Genomic DNA, 19,501 nt, shown 5'->3' with positions numbered 1-19,501 from the left:
GGTCGGCTTCCTTCGCGTGGTGTCTTGCGTGAACGGGGTGCGGCTCAGAGGTGGGCGTAGACGTCGTCGAGCGAGATGCCGCGGGCGACCATCATCACCTGGACGTGGTACAGCAGCTGCGAGATCTCCTCGGCGGCCGCCTCCTTGCCCTCGTACTCGGCGGCCATCCAGACCTCGGCGGCCTCTTCGACGACCTTCTTGCCGATGGCGTGGACGCCCTTGCCGACCAGTTCCGCGGTGCGGGACGTGGCCGGGTCGCCGTGGGTGGCCTTGTGCTGGAGCTCGGTGAAGAGCTCCTCGAACGTCTTCTTGGACATGGTGACGCTCAGCCTATGCCACAGCCGGCTTTCGTCAGCGCCAGGGTTCGGATACTGAGCGGAGGGTGGCCGCGGTCGCCACCGCCGCCGTCACCGCCTCGTGCCCCTTGTCCTCGTTCGAGCCCTCCAGGCCGGCGCGGTCCAGGGCCTGCTCCTCGGTGTCGCAGGTGAGCACGCCGAAGCCGACGGGGACACCGGTGTCGACGGAGACCTGGGTGAGGCCCTGGGTCACGCCCTGGCACACGTAGTCGAAGTGGGGGGTGCCGCCGCGGATGACGACGCCGAGGGCGACGATCGCGTCGTAGCCCCGGCCCGCGAGGACCTTGGCGACGACCGGGAGCTCCCAGCTGCCGGGGACCCTGAGGAGGGTCGGCTCGTCGATGCCCAGGTCGTGCAGGGCCCGCAGGGCGCCGTCGACCAGACCGTCCATCACCTTCTCGTGCCACTGTGCCGCGATGACGGCGACCCGGAGGTCACCCACATTGCGTACGGACAGCTCCGGTGCACCCTTGCCGCTCACGTCTCTCCCTCGTGCTTTCTTACTGGTTGCCGCAGGCCGGCACGGTGGTCGTGTCCAGCCAGGGCAGGTCGTGGCCCATCCGGTCCCGCTTGGTGCGCAGGTAGCGGAGGTTGTGCTCGCCGGCGCTCACCGGCATTGGGACGCGCGCCTTGACGATGATGCCGTGCCGGACGAGCGCGTCGGTCTTGTCGGGGTTGTTGGTCAGCAGGCGGACGCCGCGCACGCCGAGGTCGGCGAGGATCCGGGCCCCTGCCGCGTAGTCCCTGGCGTCGGCGGGCAGGCCGAGTTCGAGGTTGGCGTCGAGGGTGTCGCGGCCGCGCTCCTGGAGTTCGTAGGCGCGCAGCTTGGACATCAGGCCGATGCCGCGGCCCTCGTGTCCGCGCAGGTACACCACCACGCCCCGGCCCTCGGCCTGGATGCGCGCCAGGGAGGCGTCCAGCTGGGGGCCGCAGTCGCAGCGGGCGGAGGAGAAGACGTCACCGGTGAGGCATTCGGAGTGGACGCGGACCAGGACGTCCTCGCCGCCGCCGACCTCGCCGTGCACCAGGGCGACGTGCTCGACGCCGTCGACGGTGGAGCGGTAGCCGTACGCCGTGAAGGTGCCGTGGGCGGTGGGCAGTTGGGTCCTGGCCTCACGGCGGACGGTGGGTTCGCTGCTGCGACGGTAGGCGATCAGGTCCTCGATGGAAATGATCGTCAGGCCGTGCTTGCGGGCGAAGAGGATGAGTTCGGGCAGGCGCAGCATCTGCCCGTCCTCGCCGGCGATCTCGACGATGGCGCCTGCCGGGCGCAGGCCCGCGAGGCGGGCCAGGTCGACGGCGGCCTCGGTGTGTCCGTTGCGGGTGAGGACGCCGCCGGGGCGGGCCCGCAGCGGGAAGATGTGGCCGGGGCGGACGAAGTCGTCGGGCCCGGAGACACCGTCGGCGAGCAACTGGAGCGTGGTGGCGCGGTCGGAGGCGGAGATGCCGGTGCTCACGCCGTGCGCGGCGGAGGCGTCGACGGAGACCGTGAAGGCGGTCTTCATCGACTCGGTGTTGTCCTCGACCATCTGCGGGAGGTTCAGCCGGTCCAGTTCGTCGCCCTCCATGGGCGCGCAGATCAGGCCGCGGCACTCGCTCATCATGAAGGCGACGATCTCGGGGGTGGCCTTCTCCGCGGCGATGACGAGGTCGCCCTCGTTCTCCCGGTCCTCGTCGTCGACGACCACGACCGGCCGGCCGGCCGCGATGTCGGCGATGGCCTGCTCGACGGGGTCGAGCCCGAAGTCCTCGGGGTCTTCCGTGCCGTACAGGACAGTTGCGGCACTCATGCCGGCGCTCCTTCCAGAGTGGGCTGGGCTGCCGCGCGGGAGCGCAGCCACCAGTCGCGCAGGCCCCACAGGACGAGCGCGCCGTAGATGACGTAGACGAAGCCGGAGAAGGCGTAGCCGTTGGCGAAGTTGAGGGGGACGCCGACGAGGTCGACGAGGAGCCAGGCGAACCAGAACTCGACCATGCCGCGGGCCTGGGCGTACATGGCGACGATGGTGCCGACGAAGATGTAGGCGTCGGGCCAGGGGTCCCAGGACAGCGTGGGGTACGCCTTGAAGAGCAGCGCCACCGCGACGGTGCCGGCGGCGGCCGCCGCGGCCATCACCGCGCGCTCACGCCAGGTGGCGAACCGTACGGCGATGTGGCCGTCGTCCCCCTCCCTCTTGCCGCGCTGCCACTGCCACCAGCCGTAGAGGGCCACGAGCATGACGACGGCCTGCTTGCCCGCGCTGCCGGTCAGATGCCCGAAGAAGGCCCCGAAGAGGATGAGGCCGGCCAGGAACTGCACGGGCCAGGTCCAGATGGAGCGCCGCCAGCCCAGGGCGAGGGCGGCCAGGCCGAAGAGGTTGCCGACCATGTCGGACCAGAGGATGTGCTGGCCGAAGAGGACGAACGCCTCGGAGTTCAGCGAGTTCACTCGGCCGCCCCCAGCGTGCGGTCGCCCAGCATCCGCTCGACGTACTTGGCGATGACGTCCACCTCGAGGTTGACCGGGTCGCCGGGCTGCTTGTGGCCGAGCGTGGTCAGGTCGAGGGTGGTGGGGATGAGGCTCACGGTGAAGTGGTCGGGGCCGGCGTCGACGACCGTGAGGCTGATGCCGTCGACGGTGATGGAGCCCTTCTCGACCACGTACCGGGTGAGGTCCGCGGGGAGGGAGATCTTCACGATCTCCCAGTTCTCGGACGGCTTGCGCTCCAGGATCTCGCCGGTGCCGTCCACATGGCCCTGCACGATGTGCCCGCCGAGGCGTTCGCCGACGGCCATGGGGCGTTCGAGGTTGACGCGGGAGCCGGCCTTCAGAGCGCCGAGGCTGGAGCGGTGCAGCGTCTCGGCCATCACGTCGGCGGTGAACTCGTCGCCCTCGTGGTCGACGACCGTGAGGCAGACGCCGTTGACGGCGATGGAGTCGCCGTGCTTGGCACCCTGGGTGACGACGGGGCCCCGCAGGCGGAAGCGACAGGCGTCGTCGAGGGTCTCGACGGCGGTGACCTCGCCCAGCTCTTCGACGATTCCGGTGAACACTTCCCGGGTCCTCCTGCCTCTTCGGGCACGGACTCCGGGGCTGTCGATGACGACAGAAGGTACGAGCAGGAACACCGGGGACGACGCCGGTGGACTTCGTCCGAGGACGGTCCACTTCGGCGGCGCGCACGGATGCCCGCTCGCCGCGCACTGCCTCCCATCCGGACTTTAACCGTCGGTCCAGGAATTTCACCTGGTCAACCGGCCACTGGAGGCGGCCGGGTCGCGGACTTTAACCGCCGGTTCGGACTTTCACCGACCCCGGAGTGCGCTGCTGCTGATACATGGCCAGTGTGCCACGTCTGATCGACGTTAAGAATGTGGGGTGCCTCACAGACCGTGGCACCGCCCTTCCGCAGTGCGACAGGGCGGCCCAACCGCTGTCAGAGGCACACCTATTGACGCTCTGGTCTAGTCCTTTCTAGGGTCGACGCACATCCGCACAGACCGGCCCGGCGGCGGTGACGACGGCCCTTGCCCGCCGTCGGGCCCTACCACCCCGGAACGGGCCGTTCCCCAAGCGCGAAGAGTTCCTGCTGGGCGCGATCGCGGGCGGTGAGGAGGGCGCCGCGCAGGACCGCGCCGCCACCCAGTGCGGTCGTCCGCACCTCCGTGGCCAGCGGTGTCATCCGGGCGACGCGCCGCTGCACACGCCCCGCGAGTTCCTCGCCGCCGGCCTGGCCCACCTCGCCGCCGAGCACCACGCACCCGGGGTCCAGGATCGCCACGACCGCGGCGACACCCACGGCGACACGGTCGGCCAGGGCGTCGAGGAACCGAGCGGCGGAGCCGGCCTCAACGGTATGGCTCGCCCCCTCCCCCACCAGCCCCACCGCCGACCGCACCGCACAAGTCGCCGCCCGCACCACCCCCACCAGCGACGGTTCCTCCTCCGCGGCCACCGGCACGCCGCACAACGCCGCCAGCTTCACCACGGCAGCCGAGGAGGCCAGCGCGTGGAACCCGCCCTCGCAGTCCGTCGAGGACGGCAGCGCGGCCGCGCCCGGCACCGGCAGGAAGCCGATCTCGCCGGTGCCGCCCGAAGCCCCGCGGCGCAGGGCGCCGTCGAGGACCACCGCCGCGCCCGTGCCGTGCCCCAGCCACAGCAGCACGAAGGTGTCCCGGTCCCGCGCCGCCCCGTCGCGCTGCTCCGCGAGTGCCGCGAGGTTGGTCTCGTTCTCGACGCCGACCCGGGCCTCGGGCAGGCGCTCCTGGAGGGCGGCGACGAGCCGGCGGTGCCACTCGGGCAGCCCGGAGGAGTCGCGCAGTTCGCCGCCCGCCGGGTCGATCAGGCCGGGGGCCCCGATCCCGACGGTGTGCAGCCGGTCGGCGCCGGCTTCCTTCACCACGCGCTCGACCAGTGCGACCGCCTGCTCCACGGCGGGCCCCGTCCCCGTGTCACCGCCGATCGGCACGGACGCCTCGGCCAGCACCCGGCCCACCAGATCGGCGACGGTCACGGCGACGCCCTCGGTGCGCACGTCCAGCGCGGCCAGGTGCGCCCGGTCGGCGACGATGCCGTACACCTTGGCGTTGGGTCCGCGCCGCCGCTCCCCCGCCTCACCCACCACCGCGATCAGGCCGGCGGCGGCGAGGCGCTCGACGAGGTCGGCGACGGTCGGCCGGGAGAGGCCGGTCAGCTGCTTCAACCGCCCTGCCGTCAGCGGGCCCTCCTGCTGGAGCAGACGCAGGGCGAGCCGGTCGTTGATGGCCCGGGCGGTGCTCGGGGATGCGGGCATGCCGGAATCCTTCCAGACGGCGAGCCCGTCGGCCGCGGCCCGCCGGAAGACCCTCTTATTATCAGGCAGGGTTCCTGATAGTTTACGCCCGCTGCGGTGAGCGCGGCGGCGAAGACCTGGAGGGGGGCCGCAGAATGGGCAACGTGCTCGACGAACTGCGCGAGGTGAGGCGGTCGCGGTACGCCGTGGCCGCCGTCTTCGCCGTGCACGGCGCCGTGACCGGCTCCTTCGCCACGCGTGTGCCGTGGATCCAGGATCACGCGGGTGTCAGCGCGGGGCAGTTGGGGATCGCCCTGGCCTTCCCCGCGCTGGGCGCGTCCGTCGCCATGCCGCTGGCGGGCAGCGTCAGCCACCGTTTCGGGGCCCGTAACGCACTGCGCGGGCTGATCGCCCTGTGGACGATGTCGCTGGTCCTGCCGTCCCTCGCCCCGAACCTCCTCGCCCTCTGCCTGGCCCTGTTCACCTACGGCGCGACGGCGGGCATGGCGGACGTGGCGATGAACGCCCTCGGTGTCGAGGTCGAGAACCGCCTCGGCCGGTCGATCATGTCCGGGCTGCACGGCATGTGGAGCGTCGGGGCCCTGGTCGGTTCGGCCGCCGGCACGCTCGCCGCGCACCTCGGATCGGACGCCCGGCTGCACCACGTGCTGGCCGCCGCGGTCCTCACCTTGTCCGGTGTTCTGTCCTGCCAGTGGGTGCTCGACCTGCAGCCCGCCGAGGACGAGGAGCCGCCGCCGAGGTTCGCGCTGCCGCCCCGGTCGGCGCTGGTCATCGGCGCGATCGGATTCTGCGCGGTGTTCGCCGAGGGCGCGAGCCTGGACTGGTCGGCCGTGTACCTGCGCGAGCAGCTCGAGACCTCGGCCGGTCTCGCCGCGGCGTGCACGACGGGCTTCACCCTCACCATGGCCGTCGCCCGGATCGCCGGGGACCGGGTCGTGGACCGCTTCGGTGCCGTGCGGACCGTGCGGACCGGCGGGGTGCTCGCCGTCCTCGGCGGGCTGCTGATCGTCGTCGCGGAGCAACCGGCGGTGGCGATGACCGGGTTCGCGCTGACGGGGTTGGGCATCGCCGTCGTCGTGCCGCTGTGCTTCGCGGCCGCGGGGCGCAGCGGTTCCAACCCGAGCCTGGCCATCGCGGGTGTCGCGACCATCACGTACACCTCGGGCCTGATCGCGCCGAGCGCGATCGGCATGCTGGCCCAGGCGACCAGCCTGATGGTGTCGTTCTGCCTGGTGACGCTGCTGTCCGGCGGCCTGATGGCGTTCGCGGGCGTGCTGCGTGCCGGCGACCGGGCGAGGATCAGCCGGCCGGACGCGGTCGTTTCCGGCCCGCGGACCTGAGCGGATCCGGGGCCGGCCGGGGCGGCCCCCGTCAGCACCGCTCCGGGGGCACCCCGACAATGGTCCGGACACTCGCACGCACGACGAAAGCGATACCGCACCATGGATCTCGGCGTCCGCTGGAAACTGCACGGCGACGGACGCACCCCGGCGCCCGGCGCGGTGGTCCGCCCCGACGAGCGCCTGTCCTGGCCCCGCACGGCCGGGCTGGGTGCCCAGCACGTGGTGGCCATGTTCGGCGCCTCCTTCGTGGCCCCGGTCCTGATGGGTCTGGACCCCAATCTGGCGATCATGATGTCGGGCGTCGCGACCGTCGTGTTCCTGCTGGCCACGCGCGGGCGGGTCCCCAGCTACCTGGGCTGTTCCCTGTCGTTCGTGGGGGTGGCGGCGGTCATCCGCGCGCAGGGCGGCAGCAGCGCCACGGTGACCGGCGCGGTCCTGGTCGTCGGCGCCGCGCTGTTCCTGGTGGGGCTCGCCGTGCGGCGGTTCGGGGCGCGGATCATCCACGCCACGATGCCGCCCATCGTGACCGGCGCGGTGGTGATGCTGATCGGCTTCAATCTGGCGCCGGTGACGGCCTCGACGTACTGGCCGCAGGACCAGTGGACGGCGCTGCTGGTGATGCTGTTCACGGGTCTCGCCGTGGTGTGCCTGCGCGGGTTCTGGTCCCGGATCGCGATCTTCCTCGGGCTGGTCTTCGGTTACGGCATCTCCTGGGTCTTCGACCTGGTCTTCGGCAAGATCCACTCGGTCGACGCGAGCGGCGAGCTCACCGACCACTGGCGGCTCGACCTCTCCGGCGTCGGCCAGGCCGACTGGATCGGGCTGCCGGCCCTGCACGGCCCGTCGTTCGAGTGGTCGGCGATCCTGGTCGCCCTGCCGGTCGTCATCGCGCTGGTCGCGGAGAACGCCGGGCATGTGAAGGCGGTCGGCGAGATGACCGGTGACTCACTGGACGACAAGCTCGGCACCGCGATCGCGGCCGACGGCGTCGGGTCGATGCTGTCCACCGCGGTCGGCGGCCCGCCCAACACCACGTACTCCGAGAACATCGGCGTGATGGCCGCGACCCGCGTCTACTCGACGGCCGCCTACTGGGCCGCCGCCGGTTTCGCGCTCCTCTTCGGCGTCTGCCCGAAGTTCGGCGCGGTCGTGGCCGCGATCCCGGGCGGTGTGCTCGGTGGCATCACCGTCATCCTGTACGGCATGATCGGCCTGCTCGGCGCGCAGATCTGGATCAACGCCGAGGTGGATCTGCGCAATCCGCTGAACCTGGTCCCGGCGGCCGCGGGAATCATCATCGGCGTCGGCAACGTCTCCATGAAGTTCACGGACACCTTCTCGCTGAGCGGTATCGCCCTCGGCACACTGGTCGTCATCACCGGCTACCACGCGCTGCGGGCCTTCGCACCGGCCCACCTCAAGACGCAGCACCCGCTGCTGGACGAGGGCACCTCCTCCTACGACGACACCAAATCGTAGGAGCGTGGGCGCCCGTCGCCTCCCCGCGGCGGGCCGTGTTCCCCCGTTTCGGGGAAGTACCGGGCCCGCCGGCTCTCCGGCCGGTCCGGAACTGCGACGCTGCCCGCATGCCGCGATGCGAACAAGTCCCCCCGGCCGTGGACACTCCGGTCGACGGAGTCGTCTCCCGTATGCGCGCCCTCGACGCGACGCTGGATCCCCGGGACGGCGTGGCCGTCTTCAACCGCGTCTACCTCACCGTGACCCAGGCGGTGGACCGGCATGTGGACACCGGGCGGTTCGCCGACCGGTGCGCCGCGATCACGCTGTCCGTCCGGTTCGCGCAGCGGTACCTGACCGTCGTGGAGGGGGTCGCGGACGAGCGGCCTCCCCCCGCCTGCTGGCGGCCGCTGTTCCAGTTCCGCCGGCATCCGGGCGTACGGCCGGTGCAGTTCGCGCTCGCGGGCATCAACGCGCACATCGGGCACGATCTCGCACTGGCCGTCGTGGACACCTGCCGTACGCTCGGCTGCGCACCGGCCGAGCTGGAGGACGAGTTCGACACGGTGGGCGATCTCCTCGTCTCGCTTGAGGAGCGCATCCGCGAAGACCTGATGCCGGGTCCCGACCTCCTCCAGATCGCCGATCCGCTGACCCATCTGCTCGGCTCATGGAGCCTGGAGCGGGCCAGGGACGCGGCGTGGACGGCGGCCCGGGCCCTGTGGGCGCTGAGTGAACTCCCGGATGTCGCGACCGAGTTCACCGAGCGTCTGGACACGGCGGTGGGTTTCGCGGGGCGCATGCTGCTCACGCCCCTGCCCGAACCGCCGCCCGCGCGCTGCCGGTTCTCCTAGTCCTCCGGCAGCTCGACCGGTGCGATGTCGTCGTAGACGTCGCCGGGCCCCGGGTTGGTCGGGTCGGTCGTGCCGCCGAGGTGGTGCATGACGCCCCAGACCGCGTTGAGGGCGGTCTGGATCGCGCCCTCGGCCCAGCCGGCCGTCCAGGAGATGTCGTCGCCGGCGAGGAAGATGCCGCGCTTGTCCTCGGGCAGCCGGTCCTGCATGAAGTGGGTGAACAGGCGCCGCTGGTAGCGGTAGTGACCGGGGAGGTTGGCCTTGAACGCGCCCATGAAGTAGGGCTCGTTCTCCCAGGACACGGTGACCGGGTTGCCGATGATGTGCTTGCGGATGTCGACCTTGGGATAGATCTCGCCGAGCGACTTCAGCATGACCTCCATCCGCTCGTTCGCCGACAGCGGCAGCCACTTGAGGCTGTCGTCGCACCAGGTGTACGAGAGGCAGATGACGGCGGGCTTGTCCGGGCCGTCGTCCAGCAGGTAGGTGCCGCGCGTCATGCGGTCGGTGAGCGTCATCGACATGACGTCCCGGCCCGTCTCCTCGTCCTTGTCCAGCCAGAACGGGCGGTCGACCGGCACGAAGAGCTTGGAGCTCTCCATGTAGTGGGTGCGCTCGATGGCGGTCCAGTGGTCGATCGGGAAGAGCGAGTCGTCGCAGTCGATCTTCGACAGCAGCATCCAGGACTGGGCGGTGAAGATCGCCGCCCGGTAGGTGCGGATGTCGCCGCGCGCGTCCGTCACCGTGATCCGGTTGCCTGCGGTGCGGTGCAGGCGGGTCACCGCCGGGCGGGGCTCGCGGCCCTCGTGCAGGCTCGCCAGCGAGGTCCCCTGAGCCCAGTGGACGATCTTCTGCGGCTCGCGCTCCCACAGGCGCAGCGGCAGTTGCTGGGAGCCGCCGACGATGCCGCGGTGGTGGTCGTCGGCCTCGGTGTAGACGACGCGCAGGATCTCCAGGATGGAGTTGGGGAAGTCGGTGTCCCAGCCGCCCGTGCCGAAGCCGACCTGGCCGAAGATCTCGCGGTGCCGGAAGGACCGGAACGCCTCGGAGTCGCACAGGAAGCCGTAGAAGGTCTGGTTGTCGAGCTTCTCGACGAGCCTGGACCAGATCTCACGGATGCGCGGGACGTCCCGCTCGCGCAGGGCCCGGTTCATGTCGGAGAAGTCGGCGCCCTCCTCCAGGCAGCGGTTCCAGGCCTCGGCGACGTCCCGGTACACCTGCGGCAGGTCGTCGATGGTCTCGGCGTAGTGCGACTCGCCCTTGAGGTCGACGACGGTCGACGGGGTCGCTTCCGCCAGGGGGTTGGGGAAGGGCCGCGTCTCGAGGCCGACCAGGTCGATGTAGTGCTGGAGGGCGGTGGAGGACGGCGGGAAGCGCATCGCGCCCATCTCGGCGGTGAGGGACTCGTCGCAGCCGTCGAAGCCCACCGTCCGAAGACGCCCACCGATCTGGTCGGCCTCGTAGACCACCGGCTTGAGGCCCATCTTCATCAGCTCGTACGCGGCGACGATGCCGGACAGACCGCCGCCGATGACCGCGACCTCCGCGCCGTGCTCGGTCGCGGGTATCTGTCCGAGACCGGCCGGGTGGGCAAGGAAGTCGTCGTAGGCGTAAGGGAAGTCCGGGCCGAACATGGTGATCGGCGGCTGCTGCGCGTCTGCGTGCTCGACGGCGTTGGGCACGGTGGACGTCATGGGGTACGGACTCCTTGCAGGAAAGAACGGGAGGGAAGCTCGGGGGGGTGTCAGATCAGCGACTGGTACAGGCCGGGGCGCCGGTCCCGCAGGTACGGGTTGGTCTCGCGGGAGGCTGCGAGGAAGGCCGGGTCGACGTCGGCGAGCACGAGTTCCTCGCCGCGCCCGGCGCGGGTGCGGGCGACCCCGTCGGGCCCCGCGAGTGTGGAGAGGCCGACGAACTCGAACTCCCCTTCCCGCCCGGCCCGGTTGACGTACGCGACGTACATCTGGTTCTCGAAGGCCCGCACCGGGATCATCGACTCGGCGACGAACTGGAACGGGTGCATCTGCGCCGTCGGGACGACCAGCAGGTCGGTCCCGGCGAGGGCGTGGGCGCGGACGTTCTCCGGGAACTCGACGTCGTAGCAGATCAGGACGCCGACCCGGACACCGTCGATCTCCGCCTGGACCACCGGCCGGTCGCCCGGGGTGAAGTGGTCGCGCTCGAAGCAGCCAAAGAGGTGCGTCTTGCGGTAGTTGGCCAGACGGGTGCCGTCCGCTGAGATCAGCTGGGCGGAGTTGAACACCGTCGCGCCGGCCCGCTCAGGGTAGCCGTAGGCGATCGCCAGGCCGTGCCTGGTGGCTGTCTCGGCGATCGCGTCGGCGCAGTCGCCGTCGGCGGGTTCGGCGAGCCGGCCGATGTCGTCGCCGATCGCGTACCCGGTCAGGAACATCTCCGGCGTCACCAGCAGCCCCGCGCCCGCGGCGGCGGCCCGGCCCGCGGCCTCGTCGAGGACCTTGAGGTTCTCGGCGGTCGAGCCGGGGCGGCCGGAGCTCTGGAGCAGGGCGGTGCGCATGCGTGTTCCTCAGCGGGCGGAAGGGTGGTTGGAGGGGCCACATAGAAGGTACGGGCGGCTGACCAGGGGGGACAAGAAGGAGCCGTTGCGCGCCGGTGAACGGTTCGTTGCGTGCGCCGGGCGCCGGACGGCGATTCGTTGCGCGACGTGAGTCGGATCCCGGTTCCTCCTCGAAGCCCGGTCCGTCCCGCTCCCTTCCGCCGTCCGGCGGAGGCGGGGTCCCGCCCGCAGCGCGATGTCCTGGCCGTGCCGGGCCGCGAGAGTAGGGGCTGTCCGATCGACCTGCGGGAAGGAACGAGATGAAGCGCCGTACCAAGATCGTCGTACTGGGCTCCGCGCTGCTGCTCACCGCCGGGGTGGCGTCGGCCGCGACCGCCTCGGACGCGCCCCGGGGGCGGGAGGCCGCGGCCCTCACCGGCGCCGCCGAGCTGTACCGCTCGGACGGGGACGACATCACCTTCTCGTTCGACGCGCACCTGGCCGCGAGGGACAAGGCCGACCCCGCGAAGGCCACCGGCACTTTCGAGTTCAGCCACTACCTGAACGGCTCGGGCGCTCGGGCCGAGGTCAGGGTCGACTGCTTGCTCACAGGGGGCAAGGTGGCCGTCGTCTCCGGTGTGATCACGGAGTCGGACCTGCCGGGCGCCGAGGGCAGGCGGGTCGGCGTCACCGTCCACGACCTCGGGCGTCACGACCGGCTCGGCTACAGCTGGGCCGCGACGGGCAGTCCCAGTGAGGGGAACGAGCCGCCGAAGTGCGTCAGCTCCGCCCCCTTCGAGAAGGTCGAGAAGGGGACGGGCGACTTCACGGTCGTGCCGTGGCAGCCCGAGCTCTAGCCAGCGCCAGGGCTGTCACCAGGTAGGGAACCGCCAGCACGGCGAAGACCGTGCTGTGCGGCATGCCCCTGCCGAGCAGCGCGTACACGCCGAACGTGGCGACGGTGGCCAGCTCGGTGACCAGGCTCGCCACCGAGGTGAGCGTGGCCCTTCGGGACTCCTCGACACGGTGCTGGAGGCGGGCGTCGGCGAGTACCTCGGCCAGCTGGAAACCGGCGAAGGCGAGGCTCAGGAGGGCGATGCCGGCCAGGGAGCGCGACACGGCGCCGACGGCCAGGGCGAGCGCGGCGCCCGCGATCAGTGCCGCGAGCCCCCTCGTGCCGAGGCGTTCGGCCGGTCCGGCCAGGAGGCTGCCGACGGTGACGCCGGCCCAGATCGCCATGATCAGGTAGGGCACCGTCGCCTCGGCGACGCCGGTGTCCCGGACCAGCAGCGGGGTGTACTCGTCGAGCGCGCCCCACACCGCGGCCACCGCCGGGACCAGCAGCAGAGCGCCACGCACCGAACGGTCCCCGCGCACCTCGGCGAGTCCGGTCCGCAGGGTCGTCGCCCAGCCGGGGCGGGCGGTCTCCGGCCGCGCCCGGTGCTCGGGGAACCGGGTCGCGGTGACGGCGGTCAGCACACAGGCCAGGAAGCTGGCGGCGCCGACGGCCGCGTAACCCCCCTCGGCGAGGACGGGCCCCGCGAGACCGGTGGCGGCCACGGTGCCCAGCAGCCGCGCGGCCCGGGCCCGGCCCATGACCCGCGCGTACCGGCCGGCGGCGCCGAGCCGGTCCAGCTCGTCGTAGACCAGAGCCTCCAGCGCGCCGGAGCCGAGCGCCCCGCCCGCGCCCCACAGGACGAAGCCGATCGCGAAGGCCCCGTAGGAGGGGAGAACCACCCACAGCGCGAAGCCGGCGGCGGTGAGCAGCGGGCCGGTCCACAGCAGCCGGCGACGCGACACCGCGTCGGCCCAGGCACCGGAGGGCACCTCCAGTACGACTGACGTGATCGACCACAGGGCGAAAAGCGAGGAGATCTGCCAGAGCGACATGCCGGTGCCGGCGAACAGCAGCGCGTACACCGGATAGAGCAGGACGAAGTCGTCGAGGAACGCGTAGCCGTACAGCGTGACCGTCAGCCGGCGGACGCCGGTGGCGGTCACGCGTGTGGGTGAGACTGTCATGAGGCCTTCCCGCGGGGACGGATCGGATGCCGGAGGTACGGCGTCCGAGGCGGCCCTCGGGAGGCGCGGCTGGTGGATCAATGTCGCCAGGTCATGCCCCCGATGCTAAGGGCTGACCGGCGGATCGTCCCGTGGATTACGTGGGCGATCCCGACGAGAAGCGCCGCAGCAGCGGCGACAGGACGAGCACGGACTTGGTCCGCTCGACGAACGGCTCCCCGGCGATCCTCTCCAGGACCCGTTCGAAGTGCCGCATGTCGGAGGCGAAGACCTGGGCGATCGCGTCCGCGTCCCCGGTGACGGTGGAGGCGGCCACGACCTCCTGGTAGCGCTCCAGCCCCCGCTGGATGGTCTCCGGGGAGGTGTTGCCGCGGCAGTAGATCTCGACGAACCCCTCCGTCTCCCAGCCGAGGGCGCCCGGGTCCACCCGTACGGTGAAGCCGGTGATGGCTCCGGTGGCGCGCAGCCGGTCCACGCGCCGTTTCACGGCGGGCGCGGACAGGCCGACCAGTTGGCCGATGTCGGCGTAGGAGCGGCGGGCGTCCTCGGCGAGGGCGTGCACGATGCGTTCGTCGAGATCGTTCAGCACAGTGAGTTGGTCACTTCTCGGATGGTGCCAGTCGGGAACGGCGGTAGCCGTACCCGAAGTAGAACACGAGCCCGGCGGCCATCCAGACACCGAAGACCACCCAGGTGATGGCCGGCAGGCTGCCCATCATCCACAGGCAGAAGCCGAAGCCCACGGCGGGCAGGACCGGGGAGAGCGGCACCCGGAAGGTACGGGGCATGTCCGGCCGGGTCCGGCGCAGCACCACGACGGCCACGTTGACCAGCGCGAAGGCGAACAGGGTGCCGATGCTGGTGGCGTCGGCGAGCTGCCCGAGCGGGATCGCGGCGGCCAGGACACCGCAGAACAGGGACACGATCAGGGTGTTGGCGCGAGGCGTGCCGGTCTTCGGGTTGACCTTGGCGAAGACCTTGGGCACCAGTCCGTCGCGGGACATGGCGAACAGGACGCGGGTCTGGCCGTACAGCACGGTCAGGACGACGCTCGCGATGGCGATGACGGCGCAGAACGCCAGCAGGGTGCCCCAGAACGTCTGTCCGGTGACCTCGCGCATGATCTGGGCGAGGGCGGCCTCGGAGTCGGTGAAGTTCTTCCAGGGCTTGGCGCCGACCGCGACGGCCGCGACGAGCACGTACAGGGCGGTGACGATGACCAGCGACAGCATGATCGCGCGGGGCAGGTCGCGCTGGGCGTTCTTCGCCTCCTCACCGGCGGTGGACGCGGCGTCGAAGCCGATGTAGGAGAAGAACAGGGTCGCTCCCGCGGCGCTCACACCGGCCATGCCGAGCGGCATGAAGTTCTCGTAGTTGCCGGAGCGGAAACCCTGCACGCCGATGGCGCAGAACAGCACCAGGGCGCCGATCTTGACGATGACCATGACGGTGTTGGCGCGGGCGGACTCGCGGGCGCCGCCCAGCAGGAACGCCATGGCGAGGAGGACGACGATCAGCGCCGGCAGGTTGAAGACACCGCCGTCGCCGGGCGGAGCGGAGAGGGCCGCCGGGATGGTGACGCCTATCGTCCCGTCGAGCAGCTCGTTGAGGTATTCGCCCCAGCCGACGGCGACGGCGGCGACCGAGACGCCGTACTCCAGGACCAGGCACCAGCCGCAGATCCAGGCGATCAGCTCGCCCATCGTTGCGTACGCATACGAGTACGAGGAGCCGGAGACCGGGATGGTGCCCGCGAGCTCGGCGTAGGACAGGGCCGAGAACAGGGCGGTCAGACCGGCGATGACGAAGGCGAGCGTGACGGCCGGTCCCGCCTTGGGGACGGCCTCGCCGAGGACGACGAAGATGCCGGTGCCGAGGGTGGCACCGATGCTGATCATGGTGAGCTGCCACAGCCCGAGGGAGCGCCGCAGCGACCCTCCCTCGCCCTGGCCGCCCTCGGCGACCAGGCGTTCCACGGGCTTACGACGCATGAGGCGCGCGCCGATGCCAGGGGAGGCGGATACGGCGGTCTGGCCTGGGTTCTGCGGGGGTGCGCCTTGGTCGAGCACGCGCTGGCTCCTTCATCGCTGCCGGTCAGGGCGGCAGGGACCGGCAGCACCCTTGAGCAGGGACCACCTAGCGGAGTCCCCGCCACGCCACGTACGAGGCGACAGCCTACGAGGATTGGCGTTGCTGGTGAAATGCAGCAACCTTGCGCATCCCCGCAAGATCATTGCGTTGCTCCGCGCTCCGTGACTTTTCGTTGCGGTAGGCGTGTCGACCGTTGCGCGAGACCACTTCGACGAGGCCCTGACGACCACGCCGGTGAGCACACGGAACGGCCCCCGCGTTCCCGCGGAGCGGGTCGACGGGGGCCGACGACGCGACGCCGGGGAGCGTCAGCTCCAGCTGGCGTGCAGCGGCTTGCCCTCCGCGTAGCCGGCGGCGCTCTGGATGCCGACGATGGCCTTCTCCGCGAATTCCTCCAGGGAGCCGGCCCCGGCGTAGGTGCAGGAGGAGCGGACGCCCGCGATGATCGAGTCGATCAGGTCCTCGACGCCGGGGCGGTCCGGGTCGAGGAACATCCGGGAGGTGGAGATGCCCTCCTCGAACAGCGCCTTGCGGGCCCGGTCGTATGCCGACTCCTCCGAGGTGCGGTTGCGCACCGCGCGGGCGGACGCCATGCCGAAGGACTCCTTGTAGGCACGCCCCTGAGCGTCGTGCTGGAGGTCGCCCGGGGACTCGTAGGTGCCCGCGAACCAGGAGCCGATCATCACGTTGGACGCACCGGCCGCGAGGGCCATGGCCACGTCGCGGGGGTGGCGGACGCCGCCGTCGGCCCACACGTGCTTGCCGTACTTCCTCGCCTCGGCGGCGCACTCCAGGACGGCGGAGAACTGCGGCCGCCCGACGCCGGTCATCATGCGCGTGGTGCACATGGCACCGGGCCCGACACCCACCTTGACGATGTCCGCACCGGCCTCGATCAGGTCGCGCACACCCGCGGCGGCCACGACGTTGCCCGCGACGATCGGCACCTGCGGGTCGAGGTCGCGCACCAGCTTCAGGGCGCTGATCATCGACTCCTGGTGGCCGTGCGCCGTGTCGATGACGAGCGCGTCGGCACCCGCGTCCAGCAGCTGCTCGGCCTTGCCCGCGACGTCGCCGTTGATGCCGACGGCGGCGGCGATGCGGAGCCTGCCCCGCGCGTCGGTGGCCGGCTGGTAGAGCGTGGCGCGCAGGGCGCCCTTGCGGGTGAGGATGCCGGCGAGCGTGCCGTCCTCGTTGACCGCCGGGGCGTAGCGGCGGTTGGCGTGGTCGAGGGTGTCGAAGGCCTCCCCCGGGTCCATGTCCGCGTCGATCAGCAGCAGGTCGCGGGACATGACCTCGGCGAGCTGGGTGAAGCGGTCCACGCCGGACAGGTCGGAGTCGGTGACGACGCCGACCGGCTTGTGGTCCTCGTCGACGACGACGCCCGCGTTGTGCGCGCGCTTGGGCAGCAGGGACAGCGCGTCCGCGACGGTCTGGTGCGGGGACAGGATGATCGGGGTGTCCAGGACCAGATGACGGCTCTTCACCCAGGAGATGACCTCGGTGACCACCTCGATCGGGATGTCCTGCGGTATGACGACGAGGCCACCGCGGCGGGCCACGGTCTCGGCCATGCGGCGCCCGGCGATGGCGGTCATGTTGGCGACGACGAGCGGGATGGTGGTGCCCGTGCCGTCCGGGGCGCTGAGGTCGACGCCCTGCCGCGAGCCGACCGCGGAGCGGCTCGGCACCATGAAGACGTCGTCGTACGTCAGGTCGTACCCGGGCTGGATGTCATTGAGGAAACGCACGTGCTGCACATCCCAGTCGATCAGAGGTGACCCCCCAACCGGCCGGCCAGGGGGAAAGAGCACGTACTTCATTCTCCCATGCCGGTCGTGCGAACAACCCCCAGCAGATCATCCAGGCTGGTCAGGGCCCTGCTTGGAGGATTCTCCAAGGCCGAGGGTCACGAAGAGGCCCGGCCCCCGGTCCGTCGCCTCGGCGAAGATCTCCTCGGCGACCTGCCACTCCTCGGGCCGTGTCGCGGCGTACGTCCGCCAGCCCACGACGACGACCAGCAGCCCCCGCTCCTGAGCGCCCTCGGGCCACAGGGCGGGGTCGGACAGGCTGTCGGCGAGGGCGTCCCAGTCGCGGCCGAACCACTCGGGCAGCGCCAGGTCACGGGCGCAGCGGTCCATGAGGCCCGCCTTGTCCGTGACCCCGTCGAGGTCCAGGACGATCACGATCCGGCCCGCCGGGTCGTCCGGCACCCCGTGCGACTGGACCACGCGTCAGACTCCGTCCGGGTCGGCCCGGTTGAGCGCGGACTTCGGCGGCGGGCCCGCCGTCATCAGGTAGTCCGCGGCCGAGGTGTCCGTCACCAGGCTGGTGACCAGCCCGGAGCGCAGCACCGCGTCGATCGCGGGCCCCTTGCGCTGCCCGCCCGCGATCGCGACGACCTCGGGGATCCGGCGCAGCTGGTCGGCCTTGACGGTGATGCACCGCTCGCCCAGGTCGCGGCCGACCCGGCGGCCCTCGGCGTCGAAGAGGTGCGCCGACATCTCGGCGGCGACACCGAGGGAGGCGTAGTGCGCGCGCTCCTCGTCACTGAGCATGTCGTGCACCGTGGAGATGCCCGGCTCCCAGGAGCCGATGGAGACACAGGCGACGGTGACCTTGTCGAAGTGCTCGAAGGCCCGGGCGATGCCCGTCTGGTTGCGCAGCGCCGAGGCCGTGGCCGCGTCGGGCAGCAGCATCGGGGCGTAGATGGGGTGGGCGTCGCCCCCGGACACCTGGGCGGCGCGGCGTACGGCCTCGACCGAACCGCGCTCGGCGGTCCCGGCGTCGTACACGCCCGTCAGCTGCACCACCGTGCACGGCGGCAGCCGGTCGAGCGCCGCCGCCATGTGGATGGTGGAGCGGCCCCAGGCCAGGCCCAGGACGTCACCTTCGTCGACCAGTTCGCCGAGCAGGTCGGCGGCCACCTCTCCCAGGTTCTCGGGGTCGGGCGTCTCCTCGGCCTCGGCCGGGGACTCGACCACGACGGCGTGCCTGAGGCCGTAGCGGGCACGGAGCGCGTCCGAGCGATCCGCGTCCAGCTCGGCGGGCACACGGATCTCGATGCGCACGAGATCCCGTTCGAGGGCGGTCTCCAGGACCCGGGCCACCTTGAAGCGGCTGACGCCGAACTCCTCCGCGATCTGGATCTTGGACTTGCCCTCGAGGTAGAAGCGGCGGGCCATGGCCGCCGCCTGCACCAGCTCAGCGGGTCCCATCCGCATGGCTGACCGGCCCGCCGACATACCCGACACGGCGATCTCCTCACTGCTGTTCACACTCTGGATTCGCCGTTCATCCTTGCAGATCCGGCGCGCTTGATCAGCCCTGATCGGAGCCGTTCACTTGGCTGTGGCTCAGTGGTCGCAGGCCCAGGAGGCCTTGGCCGTCGTCGCCTCCGCCTGTGTGCGTAGTGCACGTACCGCCTCTGCCGGGTCGTTTGCCCCGTAGACCGCCGATCCGGCCACGAAGACGTCGGCCCCGGCGTCCGCGCAACGCTCGATGGTGGAAGCCGACACTCCGCCGTCCACCTGGAGCCAGAGCTCCAGTCCGTGCTTGCTGATCAACTCGCGGGTGCGGCGAATCTTGGGAAGCATGATGTCGAGGAAGGCCTGTCCCCCGAAGCCCGGTTCGACCGTCATGATCAGCAGCATGTCGAGCTCGGGGAGCAGGTCCTCGTACGGCTCGATCGGGGTCGCGGGCTTCAGCGCCATGGAGGCGCGGGCGCCCTTGGCACGGATCTCCCGGGCGAGCCGGACCGGGGCGGCGGCGGCCTCGACGTGGAAGGTGACGGAACCGGCCCCCGCCTCCACGTACTGGGGCGCCCAGCGATCGGGGGCCTCGATCATCAGGTGGCAGTCCAGCGGAGTGTCCGTCGCACGGGCCAGCGACTCTACGACCGGCACACCGAGCGTGAGGTTCGGGACGAAATGGTTGTCCATGACGTCGACGTGGAGCCAGTCGGCTCCCTCCACGGCCTTCGCCTGGTCCGCGAGGCGGGCGAAGTCGGCGGACAGGATGCTGGGGTTGATCTGCACGGCCATGTCCTAAGACTGCCATGCCCTCCGGGGGTTGCGGGCATCGGTCCCCGGTG

19 protein-coding genes and 1 riboswitch are annotated in these 19,501 nt (G+C 71.3%); of the genes, 4 read left to right on the top strand and 15 right to left on the bottom strand.

Annotation, left to right across the window (positions count from 1 at the left end; translation table 11 throughout):
* Positions 1 to 44: 44 nt before the first annotated feature.
* The 6 genes from IE212_RS07645 to IE212_RS07620 form a co-directional block, all read right to left on the bottom strand.
* Positions 45 to 317 carry a phosphoribosyl-ATP diphosphatase gene (locus tag IE212_RS07645; RefSeq protein WP_190196936.1) on the bottom strand — a complete coding sequence of 91 codons (273 nt, stop codon included), beginning with the start codon at positions 315 to 317 and terminating at the stop codon, positions 45 to 47.
* Between the two features lie 34 nt (positions 318 to 351).
* Positions 352 to 837, bottom strand: coding sequence for a 6,7-dimethyl-8-ribityllumazine synthase (gene ribH / locus IE212_RS07640; protein WP_030247057.1), 486 nt, complete (start codon positions 835 to 837; stop codon positions 352 to 354).
* Positions 838 to 856: 19 nt separating this feature from the next.
* Positions 857 to 2,146, bottom strand: a complete 1,290-nt coding sequence (locus IE212_RS07635; RefSeq protein WP_190196935.1) for a bifunctional 3,4-dihydroxy-2-butanone-4-phosphate synthase/GTP cyclohydrolase II — start codon at positions 2,144 to 2,146, stop codon at positions 857 to 859.
* Positions 2,143 to 2,784: a nicotinamide mononucleotide transporter family protein gene (locus IE212_RS07630; protein WP_190196934.1), complete on the bottom strand. Its 642-nt coding sequence runs from the start codon at positions 2,782 to 2,784 to the stop codon at positions 2,143 to 2,145. Before IE212_RS07630 ends, IE212_RS07635 begins: the two co-directional genes overlap by 4 nt.
* Positions 2,781 to 3,389, bottom strand: a complete 609-nt coding sequence (locus IE212_RS07625; protein WP_190196933.1) for a riboflavin synthase — start codon at positions 3,387 to 3,389, stop codon at positions 2,781 to 2,783. The genes IE212_RS07630 and IE212_RS07625 overlap by 4 nt, the downstream gene beginning before the upstream one ends.
* Before the next feature lie 143 nt (positions 3,390 to 3,532).
* Positions 3,533 to 3,663: riboswitch (FMN riboswitch) on the bottom strand.
* A 217-nt stretch (positions 3,664 to 3,880) separates the two neighbouring features.
* On the bottom strand, positions 3,881 to 5,128 hold the full coding sequence (locus IE212_RS07620) for an ROK family transcriptional regulator (protein ID WP_190196932.1): 1,248 nt from the start codon (positions 5,126 to 5,128) through the stop codon (positions 3,881 to 3,883).
* Between the two features lie 134 nt (positions 5,129 to 5,262).
* On the opposite strand from IE212_RS07620, the gene IE212_RS07615 reads away from it, so the two are divergent.
* From IE212_RS07615 to IE212_RS07605, 3 genes are all read left to right on the top strand, one after another.
* Complete coding sequence (locus tag IE212_RS07615) at positions 5,263 to 6,468, top strand: MFS transporter (protein ID WP_190196931.1); 1,206 nt, start codon at positions 5,263 to 5,265, stop codon at positions 6,466 to 6,468.
* Between the two features lie 102 nt (positions 6,469 to 6,570).
* Positions 6,571 to 7,950, top strand: a complete 1,380-nt coding sequence (locus IE212_RS07610; RefSeq protein ID WP_190196930.1) for a uracil-xanthine permease family protein — start codon at positions 6,571 to 6,573, stop codon at positions 7,948 to 7,950.
* Between the two features lie 107 nt (positions 7,951 to 8,057).
* Positions 8,058 to 8,783 carry a DUF5995 family protein gene (locus IE212_RS07605; protein WP_190196929.1) on the top strand — a complete coding sequence of 242 codons (726 nt, stop codon included), beginning with the start codon at positions 8,058 to 8,060 and terminating at the stop codon, positions 8,781 to 8,783.
* On the opposite strand, the gene IE212_RS07600 is transcribed toward IE212_RS07605, so the two are convergent.
* Entirely contained in the window at positions 8,780 to 10,477 is a 1,698-nt protein-coding gene (locus IE212_RS07600) for a flavin monoamine oxidase family protein (protein ID WP_190196928.1), read from the bottom strand. The genes IE212_RS07605 and IE212_RS07600 overlap by 4 nt on opposite strands.
* A 50-nt stretch (positions 10,478 to 10,527) precedes the next feature.
* Positions 10,528 to 11,316, bottom strand: a complete 789-nt coding sequence (locus tag IE212_RS07595) for a carbon-nitrogen hydrolase family protein (protein WP_190196927.1) — start codon at positions 11,314 to 11,316, stop codon at positions 10,528 to 10,530.
* Between the two features lie 299 nt (positions 11,317 to 11,615).
* On the opposite strand from IE212_RS07595, the gene IE212_RS07590 reads away from it, so the two are divergent.
* Entirely contained in the window at positions 11,616 to 12,152 is a 537-nt protein-coding gene (locus IE212_RS07590) for a Repetin (RefSeq protein WP_190196926.1), read from the top strand.
* On the opposite strand, the gene IE212_RS07585 is transcribed toward IE212_RS07590, so the two are convergent.
* The 7 genes from IE212_RS07585 to rpe all read right to left on the bottom strand — a co-directional run bounded on the left by IE212_RS07585 (position 12,121) and on the right by rpe (position 19,451).
* On the bottom strand, positions 12,121 to 13,317 hold the full coding sequence (locus IE212_RS07585; RefSeq protein WP_190196925.1) for an MFS transporter: 1,197 nt from the start codon (positions 13,315 to 13,317) through the stop codon (positions 12,121 to 12,123). The genes IE212_RS07590 and IE212_RS07585 overlap by 32 nt on opposite strands.
* Positions 13,318 to 13,453: 136 nt before the next feature.
* The gene (locus IE212_RS07580) at positions 13,454 to 13,906 is read right to left on the bottom strand and encodes an Lrp/AsnC family transcriptional regulator (RefSeq protein ID WP_053668336.1); all 453 of its coding nucleotides are present in this window, start codon (positions 13,904 to 13,906) and stop codon (positions 13,454 to 13,456) included.
* A 10-nt stretch (positions 13,907 to 13,916) separates the two neighbouring features.
* The gene (locus IE212_RS07575; protein ID WP_190196924.1) at positions 13,917 to 15,386 is read right to left on the bottom strand and encodes an amino acid permease; all 1,470 of its coding nucleotides are present in this window, start codon (positions 15,384 to 15,386) and stop codon (positions 13,917 to 13,919) included.
* A gap of 330 nt (positions 15,387 to 15,716) precedes the next feature.
* Positions 15,717 to 17,159: a GuaB1 family IMP dehydrogenase-related protein gene (locus IE212_RS07570; protein WP_190196923.1), complete on the bottom strand. Its 1,443-nt coding sequence runs from the start codon at positions 17,157 to 17,159 to the stop codon at positions 15,717 to 15,719.
* 108 nt (positions 17,160 to 17,267) lie between these two features.
* A complete protein-coding gene (locus IE212_RS07565) occupies positions 17,268 to 17,621 on the bottom strand; it encodes a barstar family protein (protein WP_190197004.1) in 354 nt (117 codons plus the stop codon).
* A gap of 21 nt (positions 17,622 to 17,642) precedes the next feature.
* Positions 17,643 to 18,686, bottom strand: a complete 1,044-nt coding sequence (locus tag IE212_RS07560; RefSeq protein ID WP_190196922.1) for a sugar-binding transcriptional regulator — start codon at positions 18,684 to 18,686, stop codon at positions 17,643 to 17,645.
* Between the two features lie 78 nt (positions 18,687 to 18,764).
* Positions 18,765 to 19,451 carry a ribulose-phosphate 3-epimerase gene (gene rpe / locus IE212_RS07555; RefSeq protein WP_190196921.1) on the bottom strand — a complete coding sequence of 229 codons (687 nt, stop codon included), beginning with the start codon at positions 19,449 to 19,451 and terminating at the stop codon, positions 18,765 to 18,767.
* Positions 19,452 to 19,501: the final 50 nt, after the last annotated feature.

Origin of the sequence: Streptomyces djakartensis (assembly GCF_014651075.1) — a bacterium.
GTDB classification, from domain to species: domain Bacteria; phylum Actinomycetota; class Actinomycetes; order Streptomycetales; family Streptomycetaceae; genus Streptomyces; species Streptomyces djakartensis.
This window is presented reverse-complemented; position numbering and strand designations above follow the sequence as displayed.